The 16,255-nt window shown below is 72.8% G+C and carries 12 protein-coding genes; 5 read left to right on the forward strand and 7 right to left on the reverse strand.

Translation table 11 applies throughout. The annotated features are described in order from the left end of the window. Nucleotides 1-2 precede the first annotated feature (2 nt). The 4 genes from ACIOFR_RS03040 to ACIOFR_RS03055 all read right to left on the reverse strand — a co-directional run bounded on the left by ACIOFR_RS03040 (nucleotide 3) and on the right by ACIOFR_RS03055 (nucleotide 3,916). On the reverse strand, nucleotides 3-932 hold the full coding sequence (locus ACIOFR_RS03040; protein WP_400991913.1) for a branched-chain amino acid ABC transporter permease: 930 nt from the start codon (nucleotides 930-932) through the stop codon (nucleotides 3-5). A 196-nt stretch (nucleotides 933-1,128) separates the two neighbouring features. Continuing rightward, nucleotides 1,129-2,355: a branched-chain amino acid ABC transporter substrate-binding protein gene (locus ACIOFR_RS03045; RefSeq protein ID WP_400991914.1), complete on the reverse strand. Its 1,227-nt coding sequence runs from the start codon at nucleotides 2,353-2,355 to the stop codon at nucleotides 1,129-1,131. 289 nt (nucleotides 2,356-2,644) lie between these two features. Beyond that, complete coding sequence (locus ACIOFR_RS03050) at nucleotides 2,645-3,334, reverse strand: Tat pathway signal sequence domain protein (protein ID WP_400991916.1); 690 nt, start codon at nucleotides 3,332-3,334, stop codon at nucleotides 2,645-2,647. A 129-nt stretch (nucleotides 3,335-3,463) separates the two neighbouring features. Beyond that, nucleotides 3,464-3,916, reverse strand: a complete 453-nt coding sequence (locus tag ACIOFR_RS03055; RefSeq protein ID WP_400991917.1) for a PaaI family thioesterase — start codon at nucleotides 3,914-3,916, stop codon at nucleotides 3,464-3,466. A 222-nt stretch (nucleotides 3,917-4,138) separates the two neighbouring features. Here ACIOFR_RS03055 and polA point away from each other — a divergent pair, with 222 nt between their 5' ends. From polA to ACIOFR_RS03070, 3 genes are all read left to right on the forward strand, one after another. Continuing rightward, complete coding sequence (polA, locus tag ACIOFR_RS03060; RefSeq protein WP_400992138.1) at nucleotides 4,139-6,817, forward strand: DNA polymerase I; 2,679 nt, start codon at nucleotides 4,139-4,141, stop codon at nucleotides 6,815-6,817. 92 nt (nucleotides 6,818-6,909) lie between these two features. Further along, nucleotides 6,910-7,662 (forward strand): hypothetical protein, encoded by a 753-nt coding sequence (locus tag ACIOFR_RS03065; RefSeq protein WP_400991918.1) that lies wholly within the window; start codon nucleotides 6,910-6,912, stop codon nucleotides 7,660-7,662. 84 nt (nucleotides 7,663-7,746) lie between these two features. Next, the gene (locus ACIOFR_RS03070) at nucleotides 7,747-8,334 is read left to right on the forward strand and encodes a hypothetical protein (RefSeq protein WP_400991920.1); all 588 of its coding nucleotides are present in this window, start codon (nucleotides 7,747-7,749) and stop codon (nucleotides 8,332-8,334) included. Nucleotides 8,335-8,348: 14 nt separating this feature from the next. Here the strand turns inward: ACIOFR_RS03070 and hrpB are convergent, their stop codons facing one another. Both hrpB and ACIOFR_RS03080 read right to left on the reverse strand, forming a co-directional pair. Further along, complete coding sequence (hrpB, locus tag ACIOFR_RS03075; RefSeq protein WP_400991921.1) at nucleotides 8,349-10,862, reverse strand: ATP-dependent helicase HrpB; 2,514 nt, start codon at nucleotides 10,860-10,862, stop codon at nucleotides 8,349-8,351. A gap of 3 nt (nucleotides 10,863-10,865) precedes the next feature. Continuing rightward, nucleotides 10,866-11,747 carry a class I SAM-dependent methyltransferase gene (locus tag ACIOFR_RS03080; RefSeq protein ID WP_400991923.1) on the reverse strand — a complete coding sequence of 294 codons (882 nt, stop codon included), beginning with the start codon at nucleotides 11,745-11,747 and terminating at the stop codon, nucleotides 10,866-10,868. 438 nt (nucleotides 11,748-12,185) lie between these two features. Here ACIOFR_RS03080 and rpsA point away from each other — a divergent pair, with 438 nt between their 5' ends. Both rpsA and ACIOFR_RS03090 read left to right on the forward strand, forming a co-directional pair. Next, complete coding sequence (rpsA, locus tag ACIOFR_RS03085; protein ID WP_400991924.1) at nucleotides 12,186-13,679, forward strand: 30S ribosomal protein S1; 1,494 nt, start codon at nucleotides 12,186-12,188, stop codon at nucleotides 13,677-13,679. Between the two features lie 189 nt (nucleotides 13,680-13,868). Then, the gene (locus tag ACIOFR_RS03090; protein ID WP_400991925.1) at nucleotides 13,869-16,082 is read left to right on the forward strand and encodes an MMPL family transporter; all 2,214 of its coding nucleotides are present in this window, start codon (nucleotides 13,869-13,871) and stop codon (nucleotides 16,080-16,082) included. Here the strand turns inward: ACIOFR_RS03090 and ACIOFR_RS03095 are convergent. Further along, complete coding sequence (locus ACIOFR_RS03095; protein WP_400991926.1) at nucleotides 16,072-16,221, reverse strand: hypothetical protein; 150 nt, start codon at nucleotides 16,219-16,221, stop codon at nucleotides 16,072-16,074. The genes ACIOFR_RS03090 and ACIOFR_RS03095 overlap by 11 nt on opposite strands. Between the last annotated feature and the right edge of the window lie 34 nt (nucleotides 16,222-16,255).

A 16,255-nucleotide genomic window follows, 5' to 3' on the forward strand; every position in this document is an offset into this window, starting at 1 on the left:
CCTCAGGCTCGGTCCGCGACGCGTTCCCCGAGCAGACCCTGTGGTCTGACGAGGAGGACGACGATGAGCAGGACGAAGGCCCAGACGTTGGCCCAGGAGCCGCCGCCGAGCTGCTGCATGCCGGGGACTTCCTGGATGTACGCGGTGGCCATGGCCTCCGCGACGCCGAGCACGAGGCCGCCGAGCATGGCGCCGTAGATGTTGCCGATGCCGCCGAGGACGGCCGCGGTGAAGGCCTTGAGGCCGGCGAGGAAGCCCATCGCGGGGGCGACCTGGCCGTAGCGCAGGCCCCAGCCGATGGAGGCGACGGCGGCGAAGGCGGCACCGAGGGCGAACGCGATCACGATGATGCGGTCGGTGTTGATGCCCATGAGCTTGGCGGTGTCGGGGTCCTGCGCGGTGGCCTGCATGCCGCGGCCGGTGCGGGTCTTGCCGACGAAGGCGGCGAGCGCGCCCATGCAGAGCGGGGCGGCGATGAAGAGGTAGAAGTCGGCGGGCTGCAGCGTGATCGGCCCGAAGACGTAGGGGCCACCCGGGAGCTGCGGGAAGCTGCGGCCGGACTTGGCGCCGGGGTAGAACTGCTCGACGAGCTGCTGGAGGGCGATCGACAGACCGATCGCGGTGATCAGCGGTGCGAGCTTGGGGGCCCCGCGCAGCGGCCGGTAGGCGAAGCGCTCGGCGGCGACGGCGATCAGGACGGCGACGATGACGCCGCCGACCAGCATCAGGGGCAGGGCCAGCCACAGACTGGTGCCGGACGGGAGGATGAGGTAGGTGGTGAGGGCGCCGAACCCACCTGTCATGAAGATCTCGCCGTGGGCGAAGTTGATGAGCTGGACAATGCCGTAGACCATTGTGTAGCCGATCGCGATCAGCCCGTAAAGGGCGCCGAGAATCAGGCCGTTGGCCAGCTGCTGCGGCAGTTGGTGCACCGCTGGGCCTCCGAGGGGGTTCGGTGGGTGGGTTCGCTGTGGGGGTCGGCTCGAACCGGGTGGCGTACAGAGGATGTACAGCGGGGGGCGCTGGTTCGCAGCGCCCCCCGCCTGGTGGTTCGTTGTGTGGTGCCGGTGGTTCGTGGTGCGGCCCCGCGGTGCCGTGCGGTCACCGCGGGGCGGGTCCGGGTCCGGGTCAGCCGGAGTAGGTGCCGGACTTGGCGACCGTCCAGGCGCCGTTCTTGACGACGTAGACGGTGAGCTGCTTGTTGACGGCGTCGCCGTACTCGTCGAAGGCGACCTTGCCGGTCACACCGTCGAAGCTGACCTTGCTGAGGGCCTCCACGACCTTGCCGCGGGCGCCGTCGGGCAGCTTGCCGTTGTTGGCGGCGACGACGGCCTTGACGCCCTGGACGATGGACCAGGCGGCGTCGTAGGAGTAGCCGCCGTAGGCCGCGTACGGGTCGGCGTACTTCGCGGCGGCGTAGTCGGCGACGAACTTCTTGGCCGAGTCGAGGGTCTCGACCGGGGCGCCGACCGAGGTGGCGAGGTCACCCTCGGCGTTCTTGTTGGCCTTGTTGATGTACTCGGGGTCGTACATGCCGTCGCCGCCCATGACCGGGACGGTGACGCCGGCCTTCTTCAGCTGGTCGCTGAGCGGGCCGGACTGCGGGTACTCGCCGCCGTAGTAGATGATGTCGGCGCCGGCGGCCTTGGCCTTGGTGACGACGGCCGAGAAGTCCAGGTTGTTCTCGTCGATGTGGTCGCTGCCCGCGACGGAACCGCCGAGCTTGGTGAACTCCTTCTGGAAGGCGGCGACCAGGCCGACGCCGTAGGTCTTCTTGTCGTCGATCAGGTACGCCTTCTTCTTGCTCAGGTCGTTGTAGGCGTACTGAGCGGCGAAGGGGCCCTGGATGGCGTCGGTGGTGGCGGTCCGGAAGTAGCTCTTGAACTGGCGCTTCTTCTCGGTCTCGAACTTCTCGCCCTGGGTCAGGGCGGGGTTGGTGTTCGCGGGGGAGACCTCGGCCAGGTTGGCGGTCTCGAAGATCTGCTGCATCGACTGGGCGACACCGGAGTTGAGCGGGCCGACCACGCCGAGCACGGTCTTGTCGGCGACCAGGGCGGTGGCGTTGGACTGGCCTTCCTGCGGCGACTTCTTGTCGTCGAGGGCCTTGACCTTGAACGTGACGCCCGGAACTTCCTTGGTGTCGTTGGCGATCTTCGCGGCGAGCTCCGCGGAGTGCTGGATGCCGAGGCCGAGGGGAGCGAGCGGGCCGGTGAGCGGCGCGTCGACACCGATGGTCACGACAGTGCTGCCGCTGGCGTCGTCGCCGGCCTTCTTCTCACCACGCGAGCCGCACGCGGAGAGGGTGAGAGCTCCGGTGACGGCAATGCTCACGACAAGCAGTGAACTCTTACGCACGAGGGTCCCCTTCTGGATCAGGAAGGCGCGGCGCCAGAGATGGCGGCGGCCGGGTCGCGCGCTGGGCCTGGGCCCAATCGGTTGGCGCGGTGACTGGCCGTGACTCTAGAACGGGTTCGGCGGCTGGGGCAGAGGTCCGGACATGCTGTGATTCTCTTGTTATGAGTACCCCCGGCGAAAATCTCACATGCTGAGCCGTTCGCCGTTTGGGGGCTCCGAATAGCGCTCCTCGTCTCGTCCTGTGGAAGGCTGTCGGGCCGGATTCCCTGCTCACCCAAGGAATGTCCGGTTATCGGACGACTACGTCCGGGAAGGGCGGAACGGGCATCCCTGTTCGGTTATCGGAATCCGGGCAGGCGATATGGAGGTTTCGCGACAGATCTCCCGCGTAGGCGTCGCCGAGGATCTGGCTCAGGGTCTGGATTGCACGCGTGTTACGCAGCGTTACATCCAGGAAGGGCATGCCCGCGTCCGGCGGCGCCTGGGCACAGTCGGTCACCCGGAACACCACCTCGACCACGGCCGTAACGCCCGGATCCAGCCGGCGCGGGAGGGCGCCCGGCGCCGTCACCTCGACACCCCGGTAGCTCTGCCGGACGGCGACCAGCTCCACCGGCCCGGGCCCGTCGTTGCGGACGGTCACCCGCAGCGCGAAGCCGTCGCCGCCGGCCACCGCGGCCGGGCCCGTCCCGGCGTAGCGGAAGTGGGTGATCTGGGCCGGGTACGGGGGCGGGGAGTTGGCCGCCTGTTCGGGACGGCTGCCGGCGTGCCCGGTGGCCGGCAGGGTGGCCGCGGCCAGCAGCAGGGTGGCCAGGGCGTACTTCTGACGTCGGGTCAGGTCCGCCGGGTGCGGTCGGCGGTGGGTCGGACGGTGGCCGGTCGGCCCGGCCTCGACGGTGCCCCGGGCGGCCTCCACCGGCCCGAGGGAGCCGCGGCCGGCGGGTGGCCCCGCGCCGCGTTCCCGCCCTGTGCCGGACATGCCACCGCCCCCTCGTCTGGCCATGGCCTGCCCCGGCCGGGCGGGGATCAAACCGGCGTTCGAACGAGGGGGCGGGGACGGGTAGTTGGCCCTGCCGACACGGATCGCGGCGGCCGCGGATCCGGGCCGCTACAGATCCCGCAGCATGCAGGTCAGCCGGCAGCTGGTGATCCGGCGGCCGGTGTCGTCGGTGATCGAGATCTCGTAGGTGGCGGCCGTCCGACCCTTGAAGACCGCCGTCGCCACGCCGGTCACCTGCCCGGAGGTGGCCGACCGGTGATGGGTGGCGTTCAGGTCCACCCCGACCGCGTACCGGCCCGGGCCGGCGTGCAGCATCGCCCCGATCGAGCCGAGCGTCTCGGCCAGCGCCGCCGAGGCACCGCCGTGCAGCAGCCCGTACGGCTGCTGGTTGCCGTCCACCGGCATGGTGCCCACCACCCGGTCCGGTGAGGCCTCCACGACCTTGAGGCCGAGCTTGTCGCCGAGGTGGCCGCCGGAGAACGTCTCGGGGCTGACGCCGAGCTTGGCGAAGTGGTCGAGCACGTCCTGGGGCACGTTGAGTACGGGGGCCTCGTCGGTCATGGCGCTCCTGCCGCTGTGAAGGGATCGCATGGTGCTGACTGCGATCGTACGACCGGTGCGGCCGGGGCCCCCGGCGGCGGTGGTCTGCGTCCTCACGTCCGTTGTCGGCGGCGGGCCATAGGATCTGTTGCTGGCAGTGGAACCGGCAGGACGGACGTGGACGTGGCTACGCAGAGTGCAGGCAAGGGCGCGGGCGAGGGTGCGGGTGGCCGGCCCCGGCTGATGCTGCTCGACGGGCATTCGATGGCCTACCGGGCGTTCTACGCCCTGCCCGTGGAGAACTTCAACACCACCACCGGCCAGCCGACCAACGCCGTGTACGGCTTCGCCTCGATGCTGGCCAACACCGTGCGGGACGAGCGCCCCACCCACCTCGCGGTGGCCTTCGACGTCTCGCGGCAGACGTTCCGCTCGGCCGAGTTCCCGGACTACAAGGCCAACCGCGCCAAGACGCCGGACGAGTTCCGCAGCCAGATCGGCCTGATCCACGAGCTGCTCGACGCGATGAGCATCCGGCGGCTGTCGGTCGAGGGCTTCGAGGCCGACGACGTGATCGCCACCCTGGTCACCGCCGCCGAGGCCGAGGGCTTCGAGGTGCTGATCGTCACCGGCGACCGCGACTCGCTCCAGCTGGTCACCGAGCACACCACCGTGCTCTACCCGACCAAGGGCGTCTCCGAGCTCACCCGTTACACCCCGGACAAGGTCGCCGAGAAGTACGGCGTGACCCCGGCCCAGTACCCCGGCCTCGCCGCGCTGCGCGGCGACCCGTCCGACAACCTGCCCGGCATCCCCGGCGTCGGCGAGAAGACCGCCGCGAAGTGGGTCAACCAGTTCGGCTCCTTCGAGCAACTGGTCGAGCGGGCCGACGAGGTCAAGGGCAAGGTCGGCGAGAAGCTCCGCGAGCACCTGGACTCCGTCCGGCGCAACCGCGTCCTCACCGAGCTGGTCCGCGACGTCGAACTGCCGCTCGGCGTCGCCGACCTCGGCCGCGAGCCCTTCGACAAGGACGCCGTCGCCCGGCTCATGGAGAGCCTGGAGTTCCGCAACCCCAACTTCCGCGACCGCATCCAGGGCATCGACCCGGCCGGCGCCGAGCCCGAGGCCGCCGCCGAGGCCTCCCCGGGCCTCGACGTCGACGGCGAGCTGCTCACCGAGCCCGGCGCCCTGGCCGGCTGGCTCGACCAGCACGGCAAGGGCCTGGTCGCGATCGCCACCGTCCACCGCTGGGCGCTCGGCTCCGGCGAGGTCCAGGAGATCGCGCTCGCCGCCGGCGACACCGCCGCCTGGTTCGACCCGGCGCAGCTCGCCGAGGCCGACGACCACGCCTTCACCGCCTGGCTGGCCGACGCCTCCCGCCCGAAGGCCCTGCACATCGCCAAGCACGTGATGCGCGCCTTCGCCGAGCACGGCTGGCAGATCGCGGGCGTCACCGCCGACACCGCGCTCGCCGCGTACCTGGAGAAGCCCGGCCGGCGCACCTTCACGCTGGACGTGCTGGCCGAGGAGTACCTGGCCCGGTCACTGGCCCCCGCGGCGGCCGCCGAGACCGGTCAGCTGTCCTTCGACGCGGAGGAGGAGGACGGCACCGCCGCCGCGCAGGCCCTGATGGTGCAGGCCCGGGCCGTCCTCGACCTGGCCGCCCTGTTCGAGACCCGGCTGGCCGAGGTCGGCGCGGTCGAGCTGTTCCACGACATGGAGCTGCCGATCGCCGCCCTGCTGGCCCGGATGGAGCGCTACGGCATCGCCGCCGACCGCGACTGGCTGACCGGCCTGGAGGCGCAGTTCTCCGCCGAGATCCAGCGCTGCGTCGAGGAGGCGCACGCCGCCGCCGGCCACCCCTTCAACCTCGGCTCGCCCAAGCAGCTCCAGGAGATCCTGTTCGGCGAGCTGGCGCTGCCCAAGACCAAGAAGATCAAGACCGGCTACACCACCGACGCCGACGCGCTGACGTGGCTGGCCGGCCAGACCACCAACGAGCTGCCGGTCATCCTGCTGCGCCACCGGGACCAGGCCAAGCTGCGCACCACGGTCGAGGGCCTGCTCAAGACGGTCTCGCCGCAGGGCCGGATCCACACCACCTTCAACCAGATGGTGGCCGCCACCGGCCGGCTGTCCTCCCAGGACCCGAACCTGCAGAACATCCCGGTCCGCACCGAGGAGGGCCGGGCGATCCGCCGCGCCTTCGTGGTCGGCGAGGGGTACGAGGCGCTGCTGACCGCCGACTACTCCCAGATCGAGCTGCGGATCATGGCGCACCTGTCCGAGGACGCGGCGCTGATCGAGGCCTTCGAGAGCGGTGAGGACCTGCACACCACGGTCGCCTCGCAGGTCTTCGAGGTCGAGCCGGAGGCGGTCGACGCCGAGATGCGCCGCAAGATCAAGGCGATGTCCTACGGCCTCGCCTACGGCCTGTCCGCGTACGGGCTCTCGCAGCAGCTCGGCATCAAGCCGGCCGAGGCGCAGGGCCTGATGGACACCTACTTCCTGCGCTTCGGCGGGGTGCGCGAGTACCTCCAGCGCGTGGTCGAGGAGGCCCGTGCGGTGGGGTACACGGAGACCCTGCTGGGCCGCCGCCGCTACCTGCCCGATCTGACCAGCGACAACCGCCAGCGCCGCGAGATGGCCGAGCGGATGGCCCTGAACGCCCCGATCCAGGGCTCGGCGGCCGACATCGTCAAGATCGCCATGCTGCGGGTCGACGAGGAGCTCACCCGGGCCGGGCTGGCCTCCCGGATGCTGCTCCAGGTGCACGACGAGATCGTGCTGGAGCTGGCGCCCGGCGAGCGGGAGCAGGTCGAGGCACTGGTGCGCGCGCAGATGGCCGGGGCGTACCCGCTGCGGGCCCCGCTGGACGTCTCGGTGGGCGTCGGCGCGAACTGGGAGGCCGCCGCGCACTGACCCGCACCACCGTCGTCGCGGGGGCGGCCGCCGCCGCGACGACGGGGCGGACGACGGCGGCGGACGACGGCGGCGGACGACGGGGGCGGCGGGTGTTCGGTACGGCGAGGTGCCCGGTCGGGCCGCGCGAGCGGGCCTGGATCGAGGAGTCGACGGCCTGGCTGCTGGCGGAGTTCGGGGCCGGGGTGCTGCTGCGTCCGCCGGTGCTGCCGACCGCCGAGCACTTCCCGGGGCCGTTCGACGGTTCGGCGCAGCGGATCGGCGAGCTGGTGGCCGGGCTCTGCGGACCGTTCGGGGTGGACCCGGCCGGTCTGCTGGTGGAGGTGGAGCCGCACGATCCGCGGGCCGACCTGATGGCGGCCGAACTGGGGCTGACCGTGCGCTCCAGCGGGGCTGCGGGCCACTTCCGGATCGAGCGGGGTCGTCCGGTGATCGCCGTGGACCAGGCGCTGGCCGCCGACCCGGTCGCGCTGGTCGCCACCGTCGCCCACGAGCTGGGGCACGTCCGGCTGCTCGCCGAGCACCGGATCGACCCGGGCCGCACCGACGGCGAGCCGCTGACCGACCTGCTGACCGTCGTCTTCGGCTTCGGGGTCCTGAACGCCAACGCGGCCTTCACCCGGGTCGAGCGTGACGGGCGGGTCGGCCACCGCAGGCTGGGTTACCTGACCCAGGAGGCGTACGGGTACGCGCTGGCCTGCTACGCGCAGCTGCGCGGGGAGGACCGTCCGGGCTGGGCGGTCCACCTGGACACCAACCCGCGCGGGTACCTCCGGCAGGGGCTGCGGTTCCTGCGGCGGCATCCGCTGGGGTTCACCGCCCGCCGACCGCGCCGCGGCGGGTAGGACCCGGGTCGGGGCCCGGGCCCGGACAGGACCTAGAATCCCGCCAGCCCGGGCCGGTGATCGGTCCGGCCGAGGAGGGGAACCATGGTCGAGGACGAGGTCGGGCAGCCGGTACGGGCCCGGCGGCGGGTGCGGTCGGCCGGGCTGGTCGCGGCGGGGGTGTTGGCGGCGGCGGGCCTGGGCGGCTGGGCGCTCACGGGATCCGGCTCGGCGCCCGCCCGGACGCCCGCGGTCGCGCCCGCGGCGTCGGTGCCGGCCGCCGGGCCGTCGCCGTCCTCGGTGGCCTCCCCGTCGCCGTCCGCCGAGCCGCCGGCCCCGGCCCCGGCCGGCGCCGGGTCGGACGCCGGGTCGGACGCCGGTTCGAGTGCGCAGCCGGGCTCCGGGCAGAGCGGCCCGGCGGGGGGTGCCGGGCACGCGGCCGGGCCGAGTGCCGGGCCGTCCGCCAGGAGCGCCACGCCCACCCGGCGGGCCACCACGACGCCGCGCAGCCAGGTCTCCCCGCGCACCGACGACTGCCGCTGCGACCACAACCCGGCTCCGGTCAACCCGAACTGCCAGCGCGACGCGGCGGGCACCGTGATGACCTGCACCCCGGTGCTGACGCCGACCCCGCTGCCCAACCCGGCGGCCTCGCCCAAGCAGTACACCGGCCCGCCCGCGCCCCCCGGCTGAGGTCCTCGCGGGGCTCAGTGGCGCGGGTTGGCCCGCCGGGTCGGTTCGGCCGTCGCGGGGTCCTCCGGCCACGGGTGGCGGGGGTAGCGCCCGCGGAGCTCCGCACGGACGGCCTTGTAGCCCTCGCGCCAGAAGCCGGCCAGGTCGCCGGTGACGGCGGCGGGGCGCCCGGCGGGGGAGAGCAGGTGCACGGTGAGCGGGACGCGCCCGTCGGCCAGTCGGGGTGTGGCCTGCCAGCCGAACAGCTCCTGCAGTTTGACCGCCAGTACGGGCCGGTCGCCGCCGTAGTCCACCCGGATCCGTGAGCCGGTCGGCACCGTGATCCGCTCGGGCGCCAGCTCGTCCAGCCGGCCGGCCTGCCCGCTCGCCCAGGGCAGCAGGCGCTGGAGGGCGGCGGTGGTGTCGATCCGGGCGAGGTCGGCGCGCCGGCGGGCCCGGCCGAGTTCGGGTTCCAGCCACCGGTCGGCGGCGTCGAGCAGGGCCCGGTCGCTCACGTCGGGCCACGGGTCGCCGAGCGTGCGGTGCAGGAACGCCAGCCGTTCGCGCAGTCCGGTCGCGTTCGGCGGCCAGCTCAGCAGGGTGGCGACGCCCTCGCGGGCCAGTCCGGTCAGCAGCGCCGCCCGGACCAGGGCCGGGTCGGGGGACTTCAGCGGTTCGGCGGCCAGTTCGATCGCGCCCAGCGACTCGACCCGACGGGCCGTCAACTCGCCGTCCCGGGAGGACCACTCGACCTCCTGCCGGTCGGTGAGCAGGGCTGCCCCGGCCATTCGTGCGGTCTCCTCGTCCAGGGTGACGGCGCGCTGGATCCGTGCCGACGGCGACCCGGCCGGGCGGTCGGCGACGGCGACCACCAGCCACGGTGAGCCGGCCAGCCGGGACCCGGGGGCGAGGGTGCCGGCGGTGCCGGAGGCCATCAGGTACGGCCCGTCGGCGCCGCGGGCGCGGGCGATCCGCTCGGGGTGGGCCAGGGCGACGACGAGCCCGGCCGCGGCCGTGTCGGAGGGGCCGGTGCGCGGCGTGTCGACCGAGCGCCGCAGCCGGCGGACCTCCTCCCGCCAGCGGCGGGCGTAGGGGTCGCGGCCGTCCCGGACCGCCCGCCAGACCTGGGCGAGGTCGTCGCCGAGCGCCCGGGGCGGCTCCTCGGACAGCAGGGCGACCAGTTCGGCCGCCCGGTCGGCGCCGACCCGCTCCGCGCCGTCGAGCAGGGCGCGGGCCAGCCGGGGGTGCAGGCCGGTGCGGGCGATCCGGCGGCCGCGTGCGGTGGCGCGGCCGTCGGGGTCCACCGCGCCGAGCGCGGTGAGGGTCTGCCGGGCGGCGGCCATCGCCCCGGCCGGTGGCCGGTCCGGGAGGGTCAGCGCCACCGCCCCGGGATCGCCCCAGCAGGCGGCCTGCAGGGCGAAGGAGGTGAGGTCGGCCAGTGCGATCTCGGGGGCGGGGAAGCGCGGTGCCAGCGCGTCGGCGGCCTCGGCCCAGCAGCGGTAGACCGTGCCGGGGGCCTCGCGTCCGGCCCGTCCGGCCCGCTGCCGTCCGGCGGCCAGCGAGGCCCGGACGGTGACCAGGCCGCCGAGGCCGCGGGCGTGGTCGGTGCGCGGTTCACGGGCCAGTCCGGAGTCGACCACGACGCGGACGCCCGGCACGGTCAGCGAGGACTCGGCGACCGAGGTGGACAGCACCACCCGGCGCCGCTCGCCGGCGGTCAGCGCCGCGTCCTGGACGGCCTGCGGTGCCTGGCCGTGCAGGTGCAGCACCTCGGCCGGCAGGTCGGCGAGCTGCCCGGCGACCCGGGCGATCTCGCCGACCCCGGGCAGGAAGCAGAGCAGGTCGCCGTCCCGCTCGGCCATCGCCCGCCGGACGGTGGCCGCGACGTGGTCGAGCAGGGCGGGGTCGACCCGGGTGCCCTGCGGGGGTTTCACGGCGCGCGGCGGGGGAGCCCACACCACGTCGACCGGGTGGGAGACGCCGTGCGCCTCCACCACCGGCGCCGGCCCGTCCTCGCCGCCCAGCAGGTCGGCCCAGGCATCGGTGTCGGAGGTCGCCGAGGCGCAGACCAGGTGCAGCTCCGGTCGCAGCGCGGCCCGGACGTCCAGCAGGAAGGCGAGCGCGGTGTCGGCGTCCAGGTGCCGCTCGTGGCACTCGTCCAGCACCACGGCGTCGACGCCGGCCAGCTCGGGGTCGCGTTGCAGCCGCTGGAGCAGGACGCCGGTGGTGACCACCTCGACGACGGTCCTCGGGCCGACCCGCCGCTCGCCGCGCACGGTGTGCCCGACCTCCTCGCCCACCGCCGAGCCGAGCAGCCAGGCCATCCGGCGGGCGGCCGCGCGGACCGCGAGCCGGCGCGGTTCGGCGACCAGCACCCGCCGGGCCGGCCCCTCCAGTCCGGGCACCAGCCCGGCCAGGGCCAGCGGCACCAGCGTGGTCTTGCCGGTGCCGGGCGGTGCGGCGAGCACCGCGACGCCGCGTTCGGCCAGGGCCCGGTGCAGCGCCGGCACGGCGCTGCGGACGGGCAGTTCCACCCCCACGGGACGCACCGCTCAGCCCCGCTCCGCCACGAAGATCGCGGTGCCGGGGATCAGCCGGCCGCGCAGCGGGCTCCAGCCGCCCCACTCCTGCTCGTGCCCGTCCGGCCACTCCGGTTCGACCAGGTCCAGCAGCCGGAAGCCGGCGCCGGTGAGCTCGCGTACCCGGTCGCCGAGGGTGCGGTGGTGCTCCACGTAGGTGGCCCGGCCCTGCTCGTCCTGCTCCACGTAGGGGGTGCGGTCGAAGTAGGAGGCGGCGGCCGTCAGCCCCTCGGGGCCGGGCTCGTCGGGGAAGGCCCAGCGGATCGGGTGGGTCACCGAGAAGACCCAGCGTCCGCCGGGCCGCAGCACCCGGTGCACCTCGCGCATCAGGGCGCCGGTGTCGGCGCTGAACGGCACCGCCCCGTACGCCGAGCAGGCCAGGTCGAACGCGCCGTCGGCGAACGGGAGCACGGCCGCGTCGGCCTGCACCACGGCGACCGGCTCGCCGCCGCGGCCGAGGTCGATCCGGCGGGCGTGCTGGAGCTGGCGGAAGGAGATGTCCAGGGCGACCGGACGGGCGCCCTGTGCGGCGAGCCAGCGGGCGCACTGCGCGGCGCCGGCGCCGATCTCCAGCACGTCCCGGCCCTTGAGCGAGCCGGCCTCGCCGAGCAGCCGGGCGTCGGCCTCGTCCAGGCCCTCCGGGCACCACACGAAGCGGTCGTCGCCGAGGAACTCCCCGTGCTCGTCCTGGTACTCGTCCGCGTTGCGGTCCCACCAGTGCCGGCTGGCGCGGCTGCTCTCGGGCCCGCCCGCGGTGCGGCGGAGGGCGTCGCCGTCCTCCTCGTCCTCGACGGCGAGGTGCTCGGGCGGCAGATCGTCGAGATCGTCGGGCTGGAAGTCGGGGGTGGTGGCCAAGGTGGTAGTGCCCGTCGCGTAGGGTATGGGGTGCGGAAGCGCTGCTGTCGTGACCGGCCCCTGACACGGGACCGGGAGCGGACGGTGGCATCCGGGGTGGGCCCCTGCGGCTGCCTGTCCCACACCCAGGTGTGGGGCGCGCATTCGGAGGATATGGCCTGATCGATCCCGGCCTCTACCGGTCGCGCCTTCTTGGCGTTGACCGTGCCCGGCTGTCCCCGTATGCTACAAGTTGCGCTGCGGGCCTGCGCGCCTCGGACGGAGCAGGTCGCGCTCGCATCTGTCGAAGACCCCACGGTCGCAAGACGGACACCACTTCTCGTTGATCGGGATCTCGGTGTGCCGTGTTCTTGGCTGTCCGGCTTTCGGTGGGAGCGATACGGGCCCTCCGCGTGGCATTACCTACGACTTCATGTCCGTACCGGAGCCCTTTTCCTAATGACGAGCCCCACCGACACCTCTGTCAGCACCACCCCGCAGGTTGCGGTCAACGACATCGGCGACGCGGAAGCCTTCCTCGCGGCGATCGACGAGACCATCAAGTACTTCAACGATGGCGACATCGTTGAGGGCGTCATCGTGAAGGTCGACCGTGACGAGGTGCTCCTCGACATCGGTTACAAGACCGAGGGTGTCATCCCGTCTCGCGAGCTCTCGATCAAGCACGACGTCGACCCCCACGAGGTTGTCAAGGTTGGTGACAACATCGAGGCCCTGGTTCTCCAGAAGGAGGACAAGGAGGGTCGTCTGATCCTGTCCAAGAAGCGCGCTCAGTACGAGCGTGCCTGGGGCACGATCGAGAAGATCAAGGAAGAGGACGGCATCGTCACCGGTACCGTCATCGAGGTCGTCAAGGGTGGTCTCATCCTCGACATCGGCCTCCGTGGCTTCCTCCCGGCCTCGCTGGTCGAGATGCGCCGCGTCCGCGACCTCCAGCCGTACGTCGGCAAGGAGCTCGAGGCCAAGATCATCGAGCTGGACAAGAACCGCAACAACGTGGTCCTGTCCCGCCGTGCCTGGCTGGAGCAGACCCAGAGCGAGGTCCGCCAGACCTTCCTCACCACCCTGCAGAAGGGCCAGGTGCGCTCCGGCGTCGTCTCCTCGATCGTCAACTTCGGTGCCTTCGTGGACCTGGGTGGCGTCGACGGTCTCGTTCACGTCTCCGAGCTGTCCTGGAAGCACATCGACCACCCGTCCGAGGTTGTCGAGGTCGGCCAGGAGGTCACCGTCGAGGTCCTCGACGTCGACATGGACCGCGAGCGCGTCTCCCTGTCGCTGAAGGCGACCCAGGAGGACCCGTGGCAGCAGTTCGCCCGGACCCACCAGATCGGTCAGGTCGTCCCGGGTAAGGTCACCAAGCTGGTTCCGTTCGGTGCGTTCGTCCGCGTGGACGAGGGCATCGAGGGCCTGGTCCACATCTCCGAGCTGGCCGAGCGCCACGTCGAGATCCCGGAGCAGGTCGTCCAGGTCGGCGACGAGATCTTCGTCAAGGTCATCGACATCGACCTCGAGCGCCGCCGCATCAGCCTCTCGCTGAAGCAGGCCAACGAGTCCCTCGGTGCCGACCCGGCGACGGTCGACTTCGACCCGACCCTGTACGGCATGGCTGCCTCGTACGACGACGCGGGCAACTACATCTACCCGGAGGGCTTCGACCCCGAGGCCAACGACTGGCTCGAGGGCTTCGAGAAGCAGCGTGAGGCCTGGGAGGCCCAGTACGCCGAGGCGCAGTCGCGCTTCGAGGCGCACCAGGCCCAGGTCATCAAGAGCCGCGAGGCCGACGCCGCCGCTGCGGCCGAGGCCGGCGAAGAGGCTCCGGTCTCCGGTGGCGGTGGCTCGTACTCCTCCAGCAGCGACGAGGGCTCCGGCGCTCTCGCTTCGGACGAGGCGCTCGCCGCGCTCCGCGAGAAGCTGGCCGGCGGCCAGAGCTGATCGCTGACGGTCCGTCCCTGACGGTTCGTAGCTGAGGAAGCCCCCACCCGGGAGACCGGGTGGGGGCTTCTTGCTGCTTATGTGGTCTTTATGTGAAGGAAAGTGTGATATGAGGCTCATGGTCCGCCTATAGGCTGAAGATGAGCTTGCGCATACGTTTGGGGCAACTGTCCGAAAGGCCTCCTGCATATGCGCCACTCGCACACCGCAGCACCGCACGCGCCCGCCGACCCCAAGGTCGGTGGGCGGCTCGCAGCCCTCGGCCGGGCCTGCTACCGGCACCGCCGCTGGGTCCTCGGCTTCTGGGTGGTGGTGCTCGCCCTCGGCGTGCTGATCGGAGGCCGGGTCTTCGAGGGCACCGTGGCCTCGACCGGGGCCGGCGGCTCCGAGTCGGCCCGGGGCGAGGCGGTGGTCCAGGCGGCCGACCCGGTCCAGGGCACCGTCACCGCGGTGGTCGACGGGGCGGCCGTCACCGATCCGGCCGTACGCGCCGCCGTCACGGCGGCCACCGCCGAGATCGCCGGTCTGCCCGGGGTCGCCTCGGTCGCCGACACCTACGGCGCGGGCGGCTCGCTCACCTCCGCCGACGGGAACGCCAGTCTGGTCTCCGTACGGATGGCCGACGCCGGCACCCCCGCCCAGCTGGACGCCGTCACCCACCGGCTGGCCGACATCGGCGCGCCGGGGGCGCACGTCACCATCGGCGGCGACCTGGTGCTCCAGCAGGAGGTCAAGGACCAGACCGAGAAGGACACCCGGTTCGGTGAGATCGTCACCCTGCCGTTGACGCTGCTGGTGATGGTGCTGGTGTTCGGCGGCCTCGCCGCGGCCGGACTGCCCGGGATCGGCGCGATCGCCTCGGTCGGCGGGGCCCTGCTGGCGATGTTCGGGTTCAGCCGGATGATGGACATCGACACCAGCGTGCTGCCGATCGCCACCGTGCTCGGCCTCGGACTCTCGATCGACTACGCGCTGCTGATGGTCAACCGCTTCCGCGAGGAGCGCGGCAACGGCGCCACCATCGCCCAGGCCGTCGAACGCACCTCCGCCACCGCCGGCCGTACCGTCGCCTTCTCCGGACTGACCGTGGCCGTCGCCCTCTCCGGGCTCTTCGTCTTCACCAGCCCGGTCTTCCGGGCGGTCGCGGCCGCCGGGGTGTCCGTGGTGGTCATCGCCGTCGCCGTCGCGCTGACGCTGATCCCGGCGCTGCTGGGCTTCGTCGGCCGCCGGATCAGGACGCCCCTCGCCCCGGTGCCCGACGAGGGCTTCTTCTCCCGGACGGTCCGCGTGGTGCAGAAGCGCGCCGTCCCGGTGATGCTGGTCTGCGTCGCGCTGCTGCTGGCCGCCGGCGCGCCGTTCCTGGGCTCGCAGTGGCGCAACTCCGGCGCCGACGTCCTGCCGAAGTCCTTCGCGGCCCGCCAGGTGGCGCAGACCGTCGAGGAGCGCTTCCCGCAGCAGGCGCCGGCCCCGGTGACCGTGGTGGTCGAGGCCGACGCGGCCCGGGCCCAGGCGTACGCCGACGGCGTGGTGGCGAAGCTGCCCGGCGTGGACGGGGTGCGGGCGGTGACCCCGGTGGACGAGCGGCTGAGCACCGTGGAGGTGCTGGTGCACGGCGATCCGCAGGGCGCGCAGGCGAAGTCCGTGGTCGACGAGCTGCGGGCGGACCGGGGCGGGCTGCAGACCTACGTCACCGGCGACGCCGCCTCGGTGGTCGACTTCCAGCACGAGATATCCAGCCGCGGCCCGTGGGCGCTCGCCCTGGTCGGGGCCGGCACGCTGATCCTGCTGTTCATGATGACCGGCTCCGTGGTGATGCCGGTCAAGGCCCTGCTGATGAACGTGCTCTCGCTGGGCGCCTCACTCGGTGCGCTCACCCTGGTCTTCCAGCACGGCTACTTCAGCGGACTGCTCGGCTTCACCCCGACCGGCGGGCTGGAGACCTTCATCCCGGTCCTGGTCTTCGCCTTCGCCTTCGGCCTCTCGATGGACTACGAGGTCTTCCTGCTCTCCCGGATCAAGGAACTGCACGACCAGGGGTACGACAGCGCCAAGGCGGTGCAGCTCGGACTGCAGCGCAGCGGTCGGATCATCACCTCGGCAGCCCTGCTGATGGTGATCGTCTTCGCGGGCTTCGCGGCCGGGCAGATGCTCATGGTCAAGCAGATGGGCATCGCGCTCGCGGTGGCCGTCGCGGTGGACGCCACGCTGGTGCGCTGCCTGCTGGTGCCGGCAACCATGTCGCTGTTCGGCAAGCTGAACTGGTGGGCGCCGGCGCCGCTGCGCAGGCTGCACAGGATGATCGGGCTCAGCGAGCACGTCAAGCTGCCGCCGCTCCACCTTCCCGGCCGGCTGCCCGCGCCGCGGCTGCCGATGGTCGGGCCGGTCGCCCGGCTCAGCGATTGACGCAGCCGTTCCCGTAGCTCGGGGCCAGCGCGGTCGCGGCGTCCAGCACTCCGCAGGCGGAGGCCGAGCCGGTGCCGGCGGCCAGCAGCCCGAACAGGGCGGCGGCGATGATCAGGGCGGAGCGGGCGGTGCTGCTCATGGCGGGGTGCTGCCTCTCTCGATGACGGTCGCCC

It is taken from the genome of Kitasatospora sp. NPDC088346, assembly GCF_044740765.1.
Classification (GTDB): Bacteria; Actinomycetota; Actinomycetes; order Streptomycetales; family Streptomycetaceae; genus Kitasatospora.